Source organism: Schlesneria paludicola DSM 18645 (assembly GCF_000255655.1).
GTDB lineage: Bacteria > Planctomycetota > Planctomycetia > Planctomycetales > Planctomycetaceae > Schlesneria > Schlesneria paludicola.
In genome coordinates this window covers 3,228,482-3,245,110 of the sequence record NZ_JH636435.1, presented here as the reverse complement: position 1 = coordinate 3,245,110, position 16,629 = coordinate 3,228,482, and the positions used below count along the sequence as shown (strand labels likewise).

14 protein-coding genes are annotated in these 16,629 nt (G+C 56.5%); 6 read left to right on the top strand and 8 right to left on the bottom strand.

The annotated features are described in order from the left end of the window. The first annotated feature begins 124 nt into the window (after positions 1 to 124). From OSO_RS0132035 to fliN, 3 genes are all read left to right on the top strand, one after another. Positions 125 to 1,045 (top strand): P-loop NTPase, encoded by a 921-nt coding sequence (locus tag OSO_RS0132035; RefSeq protein ID WP_010586986.1) that lies wholly within the window; start codon positions 125 to 127, stop codon positions 1,043 to 1,045. Between the two features lie 359 nt (positions 1,046 to 1,404). Next, entirely contained in the window at positions 1,405 to 2,184 is a 780-nt protein-coding gene (locus tag OSO_RS0132030) for a FliA/WhiG family RNA polymerase sigma factor (RefSeq protein WP_010586985.1), read from the top strand. A 353-nt stretch (positions 2,185 to 2,537) separates the two neighbouring features. After that, entirely contained in the window at positions 2,538 to 3,188 is a 651-nt protein-coding gene (gene fliN / locus OSO_RS48875) for a flagellar motor switch protein FliN (RefSeq protein ID WP_010586984.1), read from the top strand. Between the two features lie 2 nt (positions 3,189 to 3,190). Here the strand turns inward: fliN and OSO_RS50200 are convergent, their stop codons facing one another. Next, the gene (locus tag OSO_RS50200) at positions 3,191 to 3,742 is read right to left on the bottom strand and encodes a ComEA family DNA-binding protein (protein WP_010586983.1); all 552 of its coding nucleotides are present in this window, start codon (positions 3,740 to 3,742) and stop codon (positions 3,191 to 3,193) included. A 92-nt stretch (positions 3,743 to 3,834) separates the two neighbouring features. Beyond that, positions 3,835 to 5,181, bottom strand: a complete 1,347-nt coding sequence (locus OSO_RS45970) for a reverse transcriptase family protein (RefSeq protein WP_010586982.1) — start codon at positions 5,179 to 5,181, stop codon at positions 3,835 to 3,837. A gap of 392 nt (positions 5,182 to 5,573) precedes the next feature. Between OSO_RS45970 and OSO_RS0132005 the strand changes: the two genes are divergently transcribed. Beyond that, complete coding sequence (locus tag OSO_RS0132005; protein ID WP_029247698.1) at positions 5,574 to 6,758, top strand: pyridoxal-phosphate-dependent aminotransferase family protein; 1,185 nt, start codon at positions 5,574 to 5,576, stop codon at positions 6,756 to 6,758. Positions 6,759 to 6,855: 97 nt separating this feature from the next. Here OSO_RS0132005 and dapF read toward each other — a convergent pair whose 3' ends face one another. From dapF to OSO_RS0131970, 5 genes are all read right to left on the bottom strand, one after another. Beyond that, complete coding sequence (gene dapF / locus OSO_RS0132000; RefSeq protein ID WP_010586980.1) at positions 6,856 to 7,701, bottom strand: diaminopimelate epimerase; 846 nt, start codon at positions 7,699 to 7,701, stop codon at positions 6,856 to 6,858. A gap of 343 nt (positions 7,702 to 8,044) precedes the next feature. Beyond that, a complete protein-coding gene (locus tag OSO_RS0131995) occupies positions 8,045 to 9,226 on the bottom strand; it encodes a phosphatidylglycerol lysyltransferase domain-containing protein (RefSeq protein ID WP_010586979.1) in 1,182 nt (393 codons plus the stop codon). A 306-nt stretch (positions 9,227 to 9,532) separates the two neighbouring features. Further along, positions 9,533 to 10,993 carry a Gfo/Idh/MocA family protein gene (locus OSO_RS0131990; RefSeq protein WP_010586978.1) on the bottom strand — a complete coding sequence of 487 codons (1,461 nt, stop codon included), beginning with the start codon at positions 10,991 to 10,993 and terminating at the stop codon, positions 9,533 to 9,535. Between the two features lie 346 nt (positions 10,994 to 11,339). After that, positions 11,340 to 11,525 carry a hypothetical protein gene (locus OSO_RS0131975; protein WP_157605573.1) on the bottom strand — a complete coding sequence of 62 codons (186 nt, stop codon included), beginning with the start codon at positions 11,523 to 11,525 and terminating at the stop codon, positions 11,340 to 11,342. 25 nt (positions 11,526 to 11,550) lie between these two features. Beyond that, positions 11,551 to 12,705 carry a hypothetical protein gene (locus OSO_RS0131970; protein ID WP_010586976.1) on the bottom strand — a complete coding sequence of 385 codons (1,155 nt, stop codon included), beginning with the start codon at positions 12,703 to 12,705 and terminating at the stop codon, positions 11,551 to 11,553. Between the two features lie 730 nt (positions 12,706 to 13,435). Here OSO_RS0131970 and OSO_RS0131960 point away from each other — a divergent pair. Next, the gene (locus OSO_RS0131960) at positions 13,436 to 14,221 is read left to right on the top strand and encodes a tetratricopeptide repeat protein (RefSeq protein ID WP_010586975.1); all 786 of its coding nucleotides are present in this window, start codon (positions 13,436 to 13,438) and stop codon (positions 14,219 to 14,221) included. 155 nt (positions 14,222 to 14,376) lie between these two features. Continuing rightward, on the top strand, positions 14,377 to 15,597 hold the full coding sequence (locus OSO_RS45965) for an aspartate/ornithine carbamoyltransferase family protein (protein ID WP_010586974.1): 1,221 nt from the start codon (positions 14,377 to 14,379) through the stop codon (positions 15,595 to 15,597). A gap of 255 nt (positions 15,598 to 15,852) precedes the next feature. Here OSO_RS45965 and OSO_RS0131950 read toward each other — a convergent pair whose 3' ends face one another. Next, positions 15,853 to 16,581, bottom strand: coding sequence for a pyridoxine 5'-phosphate synthase (locus OSO_RS0131950; RefSeq protein WP_010586973.1), 729 nt, complete (start codon positions 16,579 to 16,581; stop codon positions 15,853 to 15,855). Between the last annotated feature and the right edge of the window lie 48 nt (positions 16,582 to 16,629).

Sequence of the window (16,629 nt, the reverse complement as noted above, 5' to 3'; positions counted from 1 at the left end):
CCACGACCCACGATCCCCTCTCCCTTCAAACACGTCTTTGCCTGACTGATTCCCTTCGCTTCGGCAAAGGTTTCGTGTCTTTGCAGTCTCCTCCTACTTGTCCACGCTGCTTGCGATTCCCTTCATGATGTCACAAACACCCCTCACTTCGACCGAACAACAGCGTGCTGGCAGCGATCAGGCGCACGGCTTGCGAGCGCTTGTCGCGCAACGTCGGGCATCCAATGCGGGACGCACATCGACGGCTCGGACTTGTCGTTCGATTGTCGTTGCGGGGGGGAAAGGGGGCACTGGCCGCTCGATCGTTGCTCTGAATTTGGCGATTTCGCTGGCGCAGCGCGGTCAGGCGGTGGGATTGCTGGACGCGAGTTCGGAATTTGGCAGCATCGAACTATTGTGTGGCATGAACGGTTATTGGAACTTGTCGCACGTTCTTCAGGGGTGTCGGCAGTTTGATGAGGTGGTTCATCAGGGGCCCCTAGGCATCAAGATCATTTCCGGTGCGTCGTGCCTGACCGAGCGTTTCTGTGAGCGGGATTCGTCACGATTGGGGCTGAACACGGTGGAGCAGCTGCTGGAGTTTGAACGAACGGTGGACTGGCTAATCGTTGATGCCAGTGGGGCCAGTCCGACGAGTTCACGTGAATTCGCCTGGGCCGCCGATGACCTGTTGGTCGTTGCAACTCCCGAGACGACGGCGGTGGCTGAGGCCTACGCTTCCATCAAGACATTTGCGAGTGGTGGCAGCCCGCGACTGGGGCTGCTCATCAATCAGGCGGAATCTGCCGCCCAAGCGCAGCAGATCCTGGATCATCTGCAGCATGCGGCGCATTCCTTTCTGGACGTGGATCTGCATCGACGTGGTTTTATCCCGCGTGATTCCGTGGTCTCTGCGTCCGTGAGTCGGCGCGAACCGTTTGTCCTGCAATCACCGAAATCGGCAGCGACTGCCGCGATGGAACAGTTGGCACAGCGCTGGACTCGTCCAGCGCGGCGTGAGAATGAGGTTTGTTTTTTTGAACGACTGCAAAAGGGTGACGAGTGACTATTGGTGTCCGGGTTCTTGTTGAACTTTAGTTGAAATCTTTCTGTTTTGTATTATGTCGAAACTGTAATGAAAAAAGGTGCGGTTGTGAGTTGCAGAGGAAATAAAGTGAATCGATTTATCTTTAACGTATTGAAATGCCGATAATCTACGGGTGGGGAATTTTTCCTGGTTTGTCGTGCCGACGCTCGACCGCCAAAAAAAGAGGTTTCCACAATCGTTCGTAACGAGCCGTTGTTCGCAGTGCTCGCTCAAATGATTTGACACAATGACTTAGTAACCACGAGCGAGGGTATCGATCGCGAGTCCCCGGCATGATGCCGCGAGGTCGATAACTCACCATGGAGGGTTCGATGGTAATGAAGGTGGCGACGGAAGAAGAGATCGCTCAAGTCTGGCTGGACTTTAAGCGAGATCAATCCAATCAAGATTTGCGCAACGCACTCATCGAGCGCTTTTTGCCGCTCGTTCGATATAACGCGGAACGCGTCTGGGCCAAACTTCCTGACGGTGTGGATCTGAATGATCTCATCTCGGCGGGTGTGTTTGGATTGATGGATGCAATCGAGGCCTTCGATCTCGATCGCGGCGTGAAATTCGAAACCTACTGCGTTCCACGTATTCGTGGGGCCATGCTGGACGAACTCCGGACGATGGACTGGGTTCCGCGGCTGGTTCGCAGCAAGGCGAGCAAGCTGGAAGCGGCGCGCAAAGAAGCGGAAGCCGAACTCGGCCGTCCACCGTCAGATGCCGAAATCGCCAAGAAAATGGGCCTGCCGATGGAGGAGTACGACAAGCACAAGTCGGAAGCGTCGGCCGTGAATCTCGTCAGCCTCAACAAGAAGTGGTACGAGACCGACAGCTACAAGGATGTCCGAGAAATCGACATCATTGAAGATACCAAGGGCGAAGATCCCACCGACGGGATTCAAAAGCGTGACGTTATGAAGCTCGTCACGAAAGGCCTGAACCGTAACGAACGATTGATCATCATCCTCTACTATTACGAAGAGTTGACGATGAAAGAGATCGGTACGACGCTCGGTCTGTCGGAATCTCGGGTCAGCCAGATGCATTCCAGCATCGTCGCCCGGCTGAAGGATCAACTGAATCGCCGCCGCCCCGAATTCGCACAGTAGTCCGCAGGTCGCTACGTCTTGAGATCACCATCGCCTCGATCGTCCTAACGCGATCGAGGCGTTTTCGTTTGCGGATGGCAGAATATTATTTTTCCGACTTGTCGTTACGTCTTTCCCACGTTCCGAAAGCGGTCGCTTGGGAACGAGTGACGTCACGTGCAGAGCGGGTCTTAGCCGAGCGTCCCACCGGAGGCAGACGAATTGGCGAGCCGCATTGGATTCTCTCACCGGCACCCATGTGCAGGGAATCGTTCGAACACGATGCTGTCGCTTGCCGAACTCGCAATTGACGAGTTTTGGTTGCCTGACATATACCGCTTTGGCTGGGTGATTCCGGCAATCAGGAGCCTCGTATGACGCAACCCTCTCAATCCGATCGACAGAGTCCGGCACCCGCTTCGAATCGGGGAAGTGATCCCGGGCGGCCGATACCTTCGTCGTCGATCTCTCTCGCTGGAATGGAGTCATTGCTGAAGGCCGCACGCGAGAACGTCGCGAATGTCTCGCATGCGACGTCGCATGAGGAATTGGGGCCGGGCGACGTGCAGTACTTTCGCGGCGAAACGACGACAACCAATCTCAATCTGGAGCAGGCCATGGAACGAGGCTGGTTCGAATCGCCATCGCCCCCAGATGCGTTGCTGCAGCATGCCGAGCGTCAATTGGCGGAGGCGATGGCATCGCCCGCACACGAGTCCCTTGAGTCTCGAATGGCTCTCGCGAACGCCACAAATTCCGTCGGGAACATACCCCGGGACTTGTCGGCCCATCGCGGCTTGTCGCTCGAAGACCTTGGAGATTTGGAACTGAATATCTCGATCGAACTCGGGCGGACTGAATTGTTGATTGAAGAGGTGTTGAAGCTGCGTGAGGGAGCTGTTGTGTCGCTGGACAAACTGGCCGGTGACCCTGTCGATATCATCGCCAACGGGCGTCTGGTTGCGCGCGGTGAGCTTCTGGTCATCGACGGGAAGTTCGGGGTCAGGTTGAGCGAAGTCCTGTGACGTTACGGACTCTGATCTGCGGGCTCGGATGTCACGTCGAGACACCGTAGAAACGGTTGCAGTTTTTCGATCAGTTTTGGGCCCAATCCCCGCACGCGCCCGATCTCGGCAATGGATTTGAACGGGCCATTCTCGTCTCGGTCTTGCACGATTCGACGCGCCAGCTTCTCGCCAATGCCATCAAGTTGAGCCCATTCGACCCACGATGCCCGATTAATGTCGATCGCATAGAAGTATGCGCGAGGTTGCTGACTGATGACCTCGATCTCGGTTCGTCCGCCGCCTGAAAGTTTCCAGCGTGCGATGATCAACAGGATCAGCAGAGCGATCAGCAATCCACCCAGCAGAAACTGATCGGCCCGCCGCAGCCAGAGCGCCGTACCGGAGAGCTCACGGGGGGAAGGACTCGATGGGGAACGCGTTGGCGAGGTGGGTTTGTCTTCCTCTGTTTTCAGGGGAACGGAAAGTGCGTTTGGAACTGATCGTACGAGATGATCCGTCACCGACTGTTCGTCGGTAGCAGCTCTCCGCTCGCCAGTGTGCGGTGACGACATGCACGGATCTTCGACAATGAGGAATCAGGCTCTGCATGGAATGACATTCAGAGCATACACCGCAGCAAGGCTTCGATACGATTCGATTGATGTTATGGCCACACAATCTGATCAAACAGCAGCCTCAATTTGCGAGATCGTTCTGGACAAATATTTGACCAATAGTTGATCTTGCCCAGCAGATGATCGCGGAAATGAGGATGTTGGTTTACGTTTTGAGTTGTCGGGCCATGACGCTGGCAGTTGTAAAGCGTTGCTCGAAGTGCATCGTATTCTTCGCGGGGGATGTTTGGTTGCCTGTTCAGCACGATGCCTGCGACTTGTTGCCGCGTACCGCTGTGCATAGTTCGCGATTTTCGGGCGCGAATCTCGAAGCCCTCGTGATGTGCGATGGCGGTGACGAGCAGCCGAAAACGTGATGCGCAGCGTGCCAGTTCCTTACCACCCGAAAACAACAGATCGTCTGCGTATCGGGTATAGACGGCTTCCACTTTCTGCGACAGCCCTGCCAGACGACAGTCGAGTCGAAACGCGACGAGGTTCGCCAATGCCGGTGAGGTCGGGGCACCTTGAGGCAAATGCGGCGAACCCAGTCGTTTCCAATTGGAATTGGACGCCTGTTGTTCACCGTTCAATGGGATCGCGTCACGCGGGGTGATGTGTGTGCAGAGTCCCGTCAACATGGCGGCGACACGTTCGGGATAACCGACTGTTCGATACAAGGCATGAATCTGAGACGCGCGAATCGAAGGGAAGAATTCCCGCAGATCAATGTGTAACACCACTTGTTGGCCGACATGCGGTGTTACGTATCCTCTGACGGATCGGCCGCGACGAAATGCGTGCGCCGCAGGATGTGGAGGAATCGCATCCAGGATTTCCGCCAGAATCTTTCGCTGAAGTTCTTTTAGACGAGGCTTGGGGATCTCGAGCAACCGCTGGCCGCCGGATGATTTGGCAATCCAGCGATAGCGATAGTGCCTGAGCGGTCCTTCCGGTACGCGAGACTTCCGACGCGTACGATCCGCGAACCAGTCGAGTTCTCCCAAGGTGAGCCCCAGCCACTGGCTGACATCCTGGATCGTGACGAGCGGCCGAACAGGCCAGGCAGCGATCACCTCGCTTGCTGGCTGCATGACCGGCGGCACCAGCTTTGTCAGATCGATTTCGGGAAACGGTCGCTCGTCGCGCTCGCAATTGTTCCAAACTCGTCGAAGCCCTCGGTCGTGTGCCAGAAATTGCATCAGCAGGCAATGTTGTGGGGACTGTCGACCAGGGAAGGCGACCATTGTCCGCTCCGTCAGACGGATGATCCAAGCGCGCGAACTGGTTTCGGTTAGTGACTGATCCGCGCGTTTCAGTAGCTCGTCCAGACTCCAGGTTCCTCGAGCGAGTGTTTCGGCCAGATTCGCGGTGAATTGTCGAAACGAATCGTCCATATCGCGGCAATTTCCGGTGTCGCTCGAGCGTCAGGGAGAGGAAGGCACGAAGCGAGCGACGCACTTCGCCAAGTCTCGTGAGGCGCGAACTTACGGCCATTGACGTGGCCGCACGTTCGTGCGCAGGTCTGTAACGCGTCAAACAAAATGTTTCGGGGTTGCCCCGAACAGGAAGGCTGTCGTAAACGAAGCCTGCCAAACCAGAAGTGCGCCGCTCGCATCATCACGGTAAGGCGATTGAAAATCGTCGTCAATTCATGCAACCATGATCTATGCCCCCAAGGCGAATCGTGCCAACTGTTGAAGCCAGCAATCGCCTCCGTCATATTGACGGTGTTGAACGCCCCAAAACGGTCGGTGTTCGCTTCTCACATTCAACAGACGAGTGCATCATGACGACGACTGTCCCCGCTCCAGTGGCTCCCCCTCGACGGATTCTGATGGGCCCCGGTCCCAGCGATATTCCCTCGCGCGTGCTGTTGGCGATGGCCGCCCCGACCGTCGGACACCTTGATCCTTATTTTTTGCGGATCATGGACGAAACGCAGTCGATGCTTCGCCAACTGTTTCGCACCCAGAACAAACTGACGCTTGCCGTCAGCGGAACGGGCAGTGCCGGGATGGAAACGGTGGTTTGCAACCTGATCGAACCCGGCGACAAAATGATCGTCTGCGTCAACGGGGTGTTCGGTGGCCGAATGGCAGACGTCGCTGCACGTTGTGGTGCCGAAGTCATCAAGCTGGAGCGGCCGTTCGGCGAGATCTTTTCGTCCGAAGAAATCGAAGCGGCGCTCAAGCAGCATAAGCCGAAACTGTTGGGAATTGTCAATGCGGAAACGTCGACGGGGGCCAGTCAACCGGTCCAGGACATTGCGAGACTTTGTCACGAGCACGGGGCGTTGATTGCCGTGGATTGTGTGACATCTCTGGGTGGTCAACCGGTGGAAGTCGACGAATGGCAACTTGACGCCGTTTATAGCGGAACGCAAAAGTGCCTGAATTGTCCTCCAGGACTCGCTCCGGTGACATTCAGCGATCGCGCAGTGGCTGCGATCGATGCACGGAAGACGAAGGTCCAGAGCTGGTACCTGGATATGCAGATGGTGAAGGACTATTGGGGCAGCAATCGCGCCTATCACCATACCGCGCCCATCAATATGAATTATGGGCTGCACGAAGCTCTGCGAATCGTACTCGAAGAGGGACTGGAAGCCCGATTCGCGCGTCAGCAACGCAATCACCTCGCGTTAAAAGCCGGTCTGAAGGCGATGGGGTTGGAGTACGCCGTGAAGGAAGGACAGCAATTGCCCATGCTGAACGCTGTGATCATTCCCGCCGGGGTGGATGATGCGGCCGTGCGGAAGCAACTGCTGAACGAGTTCGGAATCGAAATCGGTGGTGGACTGGGGCCGATGAAGGGAAAGACCTGGCGCATTGGGCTAATGGGTGTGGGAGCCTGTCCTGCTAATGTCCTGGTGTTCCTGGCAGCACTCGAAAAATGCCTGCTGGAGCAAGGAGTGAAGCTGATACCAGGGGCCGGTGTTGGTGCGGCCAATCTGGCTTATGCCCGATCGTGAGGCGAGATGTTCTTGAGTTGGTCCAGACGTTTTTTGCCGCGTCTGGACCACTCTGAAAGAATGATGTCCGAGATAACGAGAGCCGCGTGAATGCTGTTTACGACAGGCTCGTGCTCCAATCGCCGCTGAAGACTTCCGTAGCCGGACCCGTCATATAGACGTCGCCACTGGGTGACCATTCCAGCTTCAGATCGCCCCCGCGTAAATGAGCCGTCACGGTGCGATCTGTTCGACCGGTAATCGCGCCCGCGACCGCCGCAGCGCAGGCTCCCGTGCCGCATGCCATGGTTTCGCCGCTGCCGCGTTCCCAGACGCGCATGATGAATTCAGACCGTGACACGACCTGAATGAATTCCGCATTCACGCGTCGCGGAAACGCCGAGTGTCGTTCGATTTGTGGGCCCACGCGCAGCACCCAGTCGTCATTCACTTCGTCAACGAACGTCACACAGTGCGGGTTTCCCATCGAGACGCAAGTTACGTTGATCGTCTGTCCGGCGACATCGAGCGGCACATTCGCCGGAGGATTGCCGGGAAGCAGCGTGGGAATCATGGCGGCTTCAAGAATCGGCTGTCCCATGTTCACTCGCACCTGTTCGATCAAGCCGTCCCGACCGGGGGTCAACTGCATTGTGAGCAGTCCGCGGCCGGTTTCGATTGTTAGTTCTGGCTTTTTCGCGAGATTGCGATCATAGACAAACTTGGCGACACAACGAATCGCGTTGCCGCACATTTCGGATTCGCTGCCATCGGCGTTGAACATGCGCATGCGGGCGTCGGCAACTTCCGAAGGGCAAATCAGCACCATTCCGTCACCGCCAACACCGGTGTGACGATCGCTGATCGCAATGGCGGTGGCGGGAATGTTTTGAGGGACAGGCTCGTGAAAGCAGTCCACATAGACGTAATCATTCCCCGCCCCGTGCATTTTCGTAAATCGCATACCGTCAATTCCTGTCTGTCGACTCGAAGAAACAATCCGCCGAATTCTACCGGGATTTTGTGGCAGACAAAACGGCCACTTGAAAATGGCCCAATCAAAGATTCAGGCGAGCCGAGACGCGTCAGCACGCGAACCTTTGATTGGACCGGGGATTAGATTCCCGTCGTTCCTCTCGTTACCAAGCACCGCTTGGTAACGCTTCATACACATTTGAATGGTGTACGCCGGTTCCAGGCCACTTTTCTGCTCGATAGAAAATCGAATTCAAGAGGCATTACCAAGCGAGAGTCTGGAAACGAGGAAACACTCCATTGCGGAGGGGGACGCAGTCCTCGCAAACGCGTTAGTGCGAAGCGACCGGCTGACGATCTTCGACGCGTTTCCTGGGGCGTGACTGTGTTTCCGCGACCGCTGGCTCTTGTTGCTTGGGCATGGCCAGGTTTTTGCGTGTTTTGGGACGAGCAATTTGTTGCCAGAGATTGTGAAGCAGCTTGCTCCAATCGAGATCGAGCGCGGCCGACAGTCGCACTGTCGACCACATTGAACCCACCGATGCCCGCGGCCAGTGGCAAATGAACCGTCTGATAAACCTCGGACGGAACCGGCTCTTGAAATGGTATTCGCCGGGCATGTCGAAGAATGCCGAGGCATAGTTGAAGCCGAATTGCAGACAGCGGCGGATGATCCAACTGTCGCCCAGGAGCTGTTCATACCGGACTGCCGGGCACAAGCACAGCGAGATGGCATCGATCCCTTCGGACTTCAAGCTTTCGACCGCTTGATGGATCATGAACGGAACGATTCCCCGCGGTGCGTCCAAACGGTGCCGATAAGTTTCAATCGACCACTGGCGACCGGAATCGAATGGCAGACAGATCAGAAAGCCTTCGATCCGCCCAGCACCATGATCGGATCGCGCGACGAACAGTCGCCGCCGATCCCAGCTCGGGGGATCAACTTGGCCATTGAAGAATCGCACGTCACCGCGCTGTGGCTTTGTCGACAGGCATTCCGCGGCAATTCCGCGGATCTCGTCCATCAGTTCGTCCCAGTCTTCCGTCGAGTAATCGTCGCGGCAACATTCCGTGACCACAGCCTGCTGGCGTCTGCAATAGTTGGCCTGTCGGCGGACCCATTCGAATTCATGGCCGGACCATGTGATATTCTTGAGGTCCAGGAGCGGTTCTTCGCCCCACTTGGTGACCTGGAATCCTTGCTGGCGGAACAGAGGAAGTTCTTCTTCGCCGACGTTGTAGAATGTGGCCACCAGGCCCGATCGCTCGACGAACTCAAAAAATTCTTTCAGGAGCAGGCTACGGGATTCAGCGGGGGCCAATAAGCCGCCTTGAACATGCAGATAGCGTCCGACCTTGGCATACGCGATGACGCCTTGTCGATCGCTGGACCAGAACTTCTCGAACTGGCCTTCGGTGGAAAGATAGCTGTCGTAGGCTTGCCCGTGCAGATAGGCGAGTTCTTCCAACCGTTTGTCGGAGTTTTGGGTCTCGATTGAGTCCGCAAGCATCTGGTTCACGATTTCCGATTCCTACTCAAGCTCTGCTCACCGGATGCGTCGCAATCCGCATGTGGACAGATGCGAGCGTCGTATAAAAGTTGACTCCTGTACTGCCGTGTGAAAGAGAAATCCCCCTCGTCCGATTTCTTTCCTCTTTGAAAGGAAAACGCTGCGGACGAGGGGACGTGTCAACCGGCAGACTTTAAGGTTAGTGTTAACCAAATCGGCCGTGCCCATCGAAAAATGAACTCAACTCCTTCGAATCGAGCAAGGATTCTCAAGGATCGGCTCAGTTCAAATTCAGACCGGCGACAATCAAAGATCTTTTGTCTGTGGCACGACGAATGGTGCCCGATATTCACGGGTCAACATCCGATTCGCTTCGGGAGAATGAGCCCCTGCGAATTCCTCACTTGTTGTGAGCGTCAGTTTCGGACCAAGGGTAATCTTCGTGGTTTCAGGATCGACTTTGTTATCACGCAGATGCAATTGGAACCGATCGAGAGTATCAAGAGCCTCAGCATCTCCTTGAAATTTCGTAATGATTTCGGAAATCGCTGATGGCGTTCCCAGGCGGTACGAGATGTTGCCCACATGGCATAGCGCACTCGACAAATGACCGTCGAGGATGTCTGCGTTCAGGTCAGTGTACTTGCGGCTGCGAACGGCATTGATGAAGTTTGCGAAATGGAACTTGTCGCTGCCCCCTTCGAACGTTTTGCCCGTCGGCTTGCCGTCTTTGTCGAGCACCACTCCACCGTGATAGCTGGGCACGACCAGATAACCTTCCGAGCCTTTGAAGATCACGCCGACGCCAGCGTCCATGTACTTCTCGGTCTTCAATCCACGCACTTCAAAGACCAGTCTCTTGCCATTGGCGAAGTTGTGAATGCTCACTTGCGTGTTGGCTGTTTCACCCGCGTCTTCGTAGCCGAAACGACCCCCGTAGCTCACGATCGATTCACCAAGGTTCATCTCGTTCAGACCCCAACGTGCGATGTCCATCTGGTGGATTCCCTGGTTGCCCAAGTCGCCGTTGCCATAGTCCCACATCCAGTGCCAATCGTAGTGCAGCGACTTGCGGCTGAGCGGTTTGATTTCGGCCGGACCAGACCACAAGTCATAGTCGACGCTGGCGGGCACATCGTAGTTGCCTTTGGGGCCAATCGAACCGCGCGGCTTGTAGCACAATCCGCGAGCCAGTTTGACGTCGCCGATTCCGCCGCCGTGCAAAAACGCAATCGCTTCACGCATCCCGGGGTTTGACCGACTTTGCGTACCGGTTTGGACGATCTTGTTGTACTTGCGAGCAGCCTCGACGACACGGCGACCTTCGCTCACATTGTGGCTGACCGGCTTTTCAACATAGACGTCTTTGCCAGCTTGAATGGCCCAGATCGCGGCCAGCGAATGCCAGTGATTGGGGGTTGCGATGCTGGCGATATCGATGGTCTTGTCTTCGAAGCATTTCCGCATGTCGGAGTAGACCGCGGGACGCTTACCGTACTTCTGTTCGATGGCATCGGCACGCTGGTTGATAATCGTTTCATCGACATCGACCAGAGCGGCAATTTCACAGTCTTCGCGTGAACCGAATCCTTCGATATGCGAACCGCCTCGGCCTTTGACGCCGACCACGGCCACGCGTAATTTCTGCCCTGCGTTCGCAGCACCATTGTCGTCAGCGGCAAACAGGCGAGGGGATTTGGCCAGAGTCAGTGCCGCCGTGGCAAACATCGAACGTTCAAGAAACTCGCGGCGAGAAACATGCGTCATCGGTGTGATCCTTGAGGTGGGACGAAGCAGAAGAACGAATAGCAACCGCAATCCCACTAGTGTACGTCGATGCGAAGGGGACTGGCAACCGGCGCTACCTGAAAACGCCGATGACGATGACGCGCAACTCAGACGCATGGGCCCAAATTGGAGGAGTCGATCGATGGGTGGAGAATGGTATTTCGAACACGTGAAGATTGGGCATGTTGCCCGCGTTCGCGATTGCGGATGACGGAAGATGGCGCGCGGCGGTGGGGAGTGAGATCGCGTGCGCGTGGGAATGCGTGAAAGCCGCGCGGCTCTGCGAACATGTATTAACCAATCTGGGGTGAGGCCGTTGGCCAGATCAGGGCATTCGCCCTGGCAGCGATTCACCGCATGAGAATCGGTCTTGTGCTGCAGTCGCTTTCTTTTTGGATTTTGCGGCCATCATGGATTGGCAGCCCATGGCACCAATGAGCAACAGGCACAGCGGGATCAGACACAGACGAAATCCGGTACGTGCCCGCTGACTCCACAAATAGAGTTTCACGATCAATCCCTTTGACATATGCGAATTACGGTCGGCGATAGCGTTGATTGAATTCTTCGGGGTCGAACGCATCTTCCGGTTCTGCGGCAAGCTGTGCGGCGTCGGTTCGATCGAGCGGACGTAAACGCGGTTCTTCCAATGTCTCGACGAGTTCCGGTGGTTCAGAATCGGGACGGTCGTGACGATCAAAGGCGTTCGACGAGGATTGATGTGGTTCCATGGCGCTGGCTTGAGTGACGCGATGTTTCGTTCTGGATCTGCTGGCCAACTTCGGCCGCTGTTGCAGTTCGGCCTCTTCCGCGAGCTTTTCATCGACAACTGCCACAACCCACGACCGGATTGTCTTGATGTTGTCATTCGCAGATTTGCCCTGAAACACAGGTCCGCGTCCGCCGTGGGCACCTCTGAGTGCCGTCAATAACTCGCTACGAGCCACATCGTCGGTTTCAATGTACTTCAGGACTTCGGCCAGGTTTCGCTGTGAGTTTTGCGACGAGCCGCGTCCGGCCACCCGCGAAGGGAGGATATGGAAGGCATTCGATGATGCGGCACCGTGGCACGAGGCGTTGCCACACTTATTGATCAGGATCGGTTGGACGCGAGTTGTGAACAGCGTGGCGGTGTCTCGACTCAATCCACCGAGCGATTCGACTTCGGGCAAGTTGAAGCCATCGATCGTCTTGCGAACGGCCGGCGGCTCGGCTTTGGGAGGGAGATCTTTTCGGAGCGTATCCGTCAGGCGGTTCAACAGCCGCAGTGCGTCGCGATGCTGGGGATCGGCCTTCAAGCAGATCTTCAGTTCGTTCCGTGCGTCTTCATACAGATCATACGTGATGCACCATTTGGCGAGTGCCACATGCGTTGCCGGTGTTGGCTCCACAATACTGTCGCGTTGTTTGCGATACATTTCGCGCAGGTCGCGGCAAACGAACTTCACTTCGTTGGCTGGAATCTGGATGCGACCATTTTCCTGTTCAATCAAATAGCCGCCTGCGTTGCGTGTGACTTGCCCGGTTAGCATTCGCCCCGTCGTCAGCAACACCATCCGAATCGACTCATCCGGCACTTCGTCGTCCAACTCGTCCTGGCCAAACCCCAAGAATGGGAACGATGCGACGATGGCGACGCAGGCTCCAATCCAAAGCGTACTGCGGTAGGTGGTCATCCGATTGAATGGCATAGGATGAACTTATGAGAAGGTAGTGACGGTCCAGAGAGAGGAGGGCGGCACGCTATCCTCTTGCGAAAAAACGGTCAACGCCTTTCAAGGCCACACCCGGTGCCGCCATCGACGCGAATTCGACCTGATTTCGTCGGACGGAGCTGCTCGCGGCCCGCCGTCATGGGCCCGCGAGCAGTTCGCGGACGATCGTTTGCGAGCCGGAATGCGTTCGCACCTGGGCTGTTTGTCAGCAGGGTGACAGTGAGGCAATCGCCTGGAATTCAAGGGGAAAATTCACGGATCGAGGGCAGAGGCGAGTTTCGGTCATCTCTTTGGGCAGGGGCGCAGGATCCGAGTGCCACCGCATCCCGGCTCGCCAAGGATACATGTTGCGGCGGGATTGTAAGTTGCTTCGAAGGGCGCCCCGGAGTTGATGGTCGGGGGCAGTCCACTTCGTGTTTTCTTGCATTTCGGCGAAGACTGCCGTTTGTGTGGTGAGAATTCACCCTAACAGCCAGTTGAAGTCAGGGGGACAGGCACCTCGGATTCACGATGTTATGGCGTTTTTTAATCTAGTCGGAGCCAGTCCCCATTACTTCAACAGGCTGCCAAGCGATGCGGCATTGAAACTCGCAGTGGGACGATTCAGACTGAGATGTGGGACCGGCCGATTGACTGGTTGGCCCTATAACGGTCAGGGCCTGAGAAACGGTCAGGTTCCGAGAAGAGGTTCAGATTGAGGATCACGATGTTGAGAACGAACACTCTGACGACGATGCTGATTCTGATGGGAACCGTCTGGGCGGGCGATGCGGTCGATCAGGTTCCGGCCCCGCCACTCTCTGAGTCGAAGCGCGCCGAACTGACAAAGTCGCTCGAGAAATCGCTCGAAGACTCGATGCGGCTGGTTCAAGAGACACCACGCTCGGTGGCAGCCTATTCCCGGCGTGGTGACGCGTATTTTTTTCTGGGCCGCTTCAAAGAGGCGGTTGCCGACTACGACACGATGGTGGAGTTGGACGACAGCCTGGCGGCCTCACACTGGCGGCGCGGGATTGCCCTGTTCTATGCCGAGAGGTACCAGGACGCGGCAGCACAGTTTGAGTCGTACCATTCCTTCGATCAGGTTGACCGTGAAAATGGAATCTGGAGGTATCTATCGCAGCACAAAGCGCACGGCCGCGCAAAAGCCCGTGAGGGGCTGCTGAAATATCAGAAAGACGATCGCGAACCATTTCCCGCCGTCTACAAGCTGTTCGCGGGGACGATCTCGCCCGAGCAGATTCTGGCCGACATTGGCGCTGCCGAGCTCTCCAAGATGGAACGGGAACAGCGGCTGTTCTACGCGCAACTGTACATTGGCTTGAACTCTGCGGTTGAGGGTGATGACGACCAGGCTCGTGCCCATTTGGCAGAGGCCACGCGAAACACCTGGGGGCCGGTCGCGGGCTATGGCCCCACCTACATGTGGCATGTGGGGCGCCTGCATGAAGAATTGCTGCGGACGAAAAAAACGCACGAGTCGCCAAAATAGGCCGAGAAAGATGAGCGACGTGCCGTAGAATTCGGCCGTTTTCAGAATTGATGGATTCGGCAGCCAGGTTCGTGGTTCGTCTGATTGCGGACTTGTCCGCGCGAGTTAGAATACCCCGCAACCGTACTTCGCTTCAGGGGCCTTAGAGATTCCGCATGTCCGATGAAATGAGTTTTGCCGATTATGAGAGCCGCCTTGATCGCTCAATCAAGGTTAAGGCACCCGATTTTTCGACGGGTGAACGCTTAAGACATCTGATTTTCTCGGGACAGTTTACTCGTCCAATGCTGGACAAGTTGTGTCGGCTGGCTGACAAGATTCGCTTGCTGGCGAAGTCCAACGAGGGGCATCGATTCCTGAATACGTTGCTGTCGCACAAGCGCGCAATGCTGTACTTCACGCAGCCTTCGACGCGAACGTTCATGTCGTTCGCGGCAGCGTGCCAGATTCTGGGGATGACGTGCAACGAAGTCCGCGACCTTTCCGTTTCGTCCGAAGCAAAGGGTGAATCGCCGTTCGATTCGATGCGGATGTTCAGCAGCTATTTCGACCTGGTGATCATGCGCAGCCACATTCCCAAGTTCGCGGAATGCTGCGGGTACATGATGAATCATCTGGCGAGCACGCAGCAGCGCAGCGTGCCGATTTTGAATGCCGGGGCGGGGTCGGACGAACATCCGACGCAGGCTTTGCTGGATATCTACACGATTCAACGAGCCTTCAGCTTCACAGATCCCAAAGATTCGCGGCAATGGACCCGATACGACGAACTTCGCGAGAGCTTTCCCGGGCTCCGCAAAGGCATTGTCGGCAAGACGATCGGATTCTGCGGCGATATCCGTCGCGGTCGCACCGTCCGGTCCCTGGCACAATTGCTGGCGCTTCACGACCAGATTCGTCTGGTCTTCGTTTCACCGGCGCATCCCACTTTGGCGTTGCCACGCGACCTGAAGGACAAGTTGATCGACGCCAAGGTCGACGTGCGCGAGTGTCATTCGTTGCTCGACACGTTCGATGGAAAGCCGTTGATCGAACAGTTGGACGCGCTGTACATGACCCGAATCCAGCGAGAACACAATTCCGCCGAGGAAGAAGCAGAGCTGAAGGATCTGGATTATTCGCAGTTTAAGCTCACGAAATCGCTGGTCGCCCGGATGAAGCCTTATGCGGCAATCCTGCATCCGTTCCCGCGAGACAAGGAGTTTGGCGAGATTCCCCCCGCGATTGACGAAGATCCGCGAGCCCATTATTTCCGGCAGGCGCGAAACGGGATGTGGGCCCGTGCGGCACTGGTCGCGCACATCTTCGATGTCGATGGCGAGATCAACGACTATCACGAACAGTACAACAGCGAACGCCAGATCGCTCCGCAGTAGTCATCGATTGACAGGCGGATTGCGTTGTGTTTCTCCTCGTTTTCTCCTCGTTCCCAAGCTCCCGCTTGGGAACGCTTCAAGATCCAGAAGCCGTGCGCAGGATGATCTCGGACCGCATTTCCATGGCACGAAACTGAGAACGCAGAGACGTTCCCAAGCGGGAGCTTGGGAACGAGGGAAACGGCGATCAGAGACACGTGCCCAGGCGATTCGGGCGTAATGCCGCCCGGATTGCCGTGTGGTATCCCCCCCTGGTTACGTGTGGCTGGCGGCGACGATCAACTCTCGCATTTCGCGAACGGCTTGCGTGAAGCCGACCATCACAGCGCGGGCGACGATGCTGTGGCCGATATTCAGTTCTTCCGCTCCCGGAATGGCGGCGACCGGTTGGACATTGCGGTAGGTCAGGCCATGTCCGAAGTGCAGGTGTAGCCCGCACTGTCGCGCGAATTCTCCGGCTCGACGAAGTTGGGCCAATTCCTGGTCTTGTTCACTGGGGCTGATCGCATCGGCATAGCGGCCGGTGTGCAGTTCGATGGCCGCGCATCCCAGCGCTTTGGTCGCTTCGATCTGTTTCTCGGAAGGGTCGATAAACAGGCTGACGACGATTCCTTTCTGATGCAATTGATCGACGCAGCGGCGAACTCGATCCAGGTTACCGACCACATCCAGTCCCCCTTCGGTAGTGACTTCCTGACGCTTTTCGGGTACCAGCGTGGCTTGTTGTGGCAGGATTTCGAGTGCGAAGTCGGTGATTGACTGTTCCGCGGCCATTTCCAGGTTCAGTTTGACCTGGACAGTTTGTTTCAGCACGCGAACATCGCGATCCTGAATGTGGCGCCGATCTTCGCGCAGGTGAACCGTGATCACATCGGCGCCGCCCAGTTCGGCCAACGCGGCGGCCCACACGGGATCAGGTTCAACCGTTCGGCGGGCTTGTCGCACGGTGGCAACATGATCGATATTCACTCCCAGGGTGGCCATGGTTTTCGTCTTTCGAGAGGTTTCGGGGAATCGACAATCTTTGGGGTG

What these genes read in the sequence shown, in the direction of transcription:
- OSO_RS0132035 (WP_010586986.1), top strand. Translation starts at nt 125, where the DNA reads ATGATGTCACAAACACCCCTCACTTCGACCGAACAACAGCGTGCTGGC.
- OSO_RS0132030 (WP_010586985.1), top strand. Translation starts at nt 1,405, where the DNA reads ATGAAGGTGGCGACGGAAGAAGAGATCGCTCAAGTCTGGCTGGACTTT.
- fliN (WP_010586984.1), top strand. Translation starts at nt 2,538, where the DNA reads ATGACGCAACCCTCTCAATCCGATCGACAGAGTCCGGCACCCGCTTCG.
- OSO_RS50200 (WP_010586983.1), bottom strand. Translation starts at nt 3,742, where the DNA reads ATGTCGTCACCGCACACTGGCGAGCGGAGAGCTGCTACCGACGAACAG.
- OSO_RS45970 (WP_010586982.1), bottom strand. Translation starts at nt 5,181, where the DNA reads ATGGACGATTCGTTTCGACAATTCACCGCGAATCTGGCCGAAACACTC.
- OSO_RS0132005 (WP_029247698.1), top strand. Translation starts at nt 5,574, where the DNA reads ATGACGACGACTGTCCCCGCTCCAGTGGCTCCCCCTCGACGGATTCTG.
- dapF (WP_010586980.1), bottom strand. Translation starts at nt 7,701, where the DNA reads ATGCGATTTACGAAAATGCACGGGGCGGGGAATGATTACGTCTATGTG.
- OSO_RS0131995 (WP_010586979.1), bottom strand. Translation starts at nt 9,226, where the DNA reads ATGCTTGCGGACTCAATCGAGACCCAAAACTCCGACAAACGGTTGGAA.
- OSO_RS0131990 (WP_010586978.1), bottom strand. Translation starts at nt 10,993, where the DNA reads ATGACGCATGTTTCTCGCCGCGAGTTTCTTGAACGTTCGATGTTTGCC.
- OSO_RS0131970 (WP_010586976.1), bottom strand. Translation starts at nt 12,705, where the DNA reads ATGCCATTCAATCGGATGACCACCTACCGCAGTACGCTTTGGATTGGA.
- OSO_RS0131960 (WP_010586975.1), top strand. Translation starts at nt 13,436, where the DNA reads ATGTTGAGAACGAACACTCTGACGACGATGCTGATTCTGATGGGAACC.
- OSO_RS45965 (WP_010586974.1), top strand. Translation starts at nt 14,377, where the DNA reads ATGTCCGATGAAATGAGTTTTGCCGATTATGAGAGCCGCCTTGATCGC.
- OSO_RS0131950 (WP_010586973.1), bottom strand. Translation starts at nt 16,581, where the DNA reads ATGGCCACCCTGGGAGTGAATATCGATCATGTTGCCACCGTGCGACAA.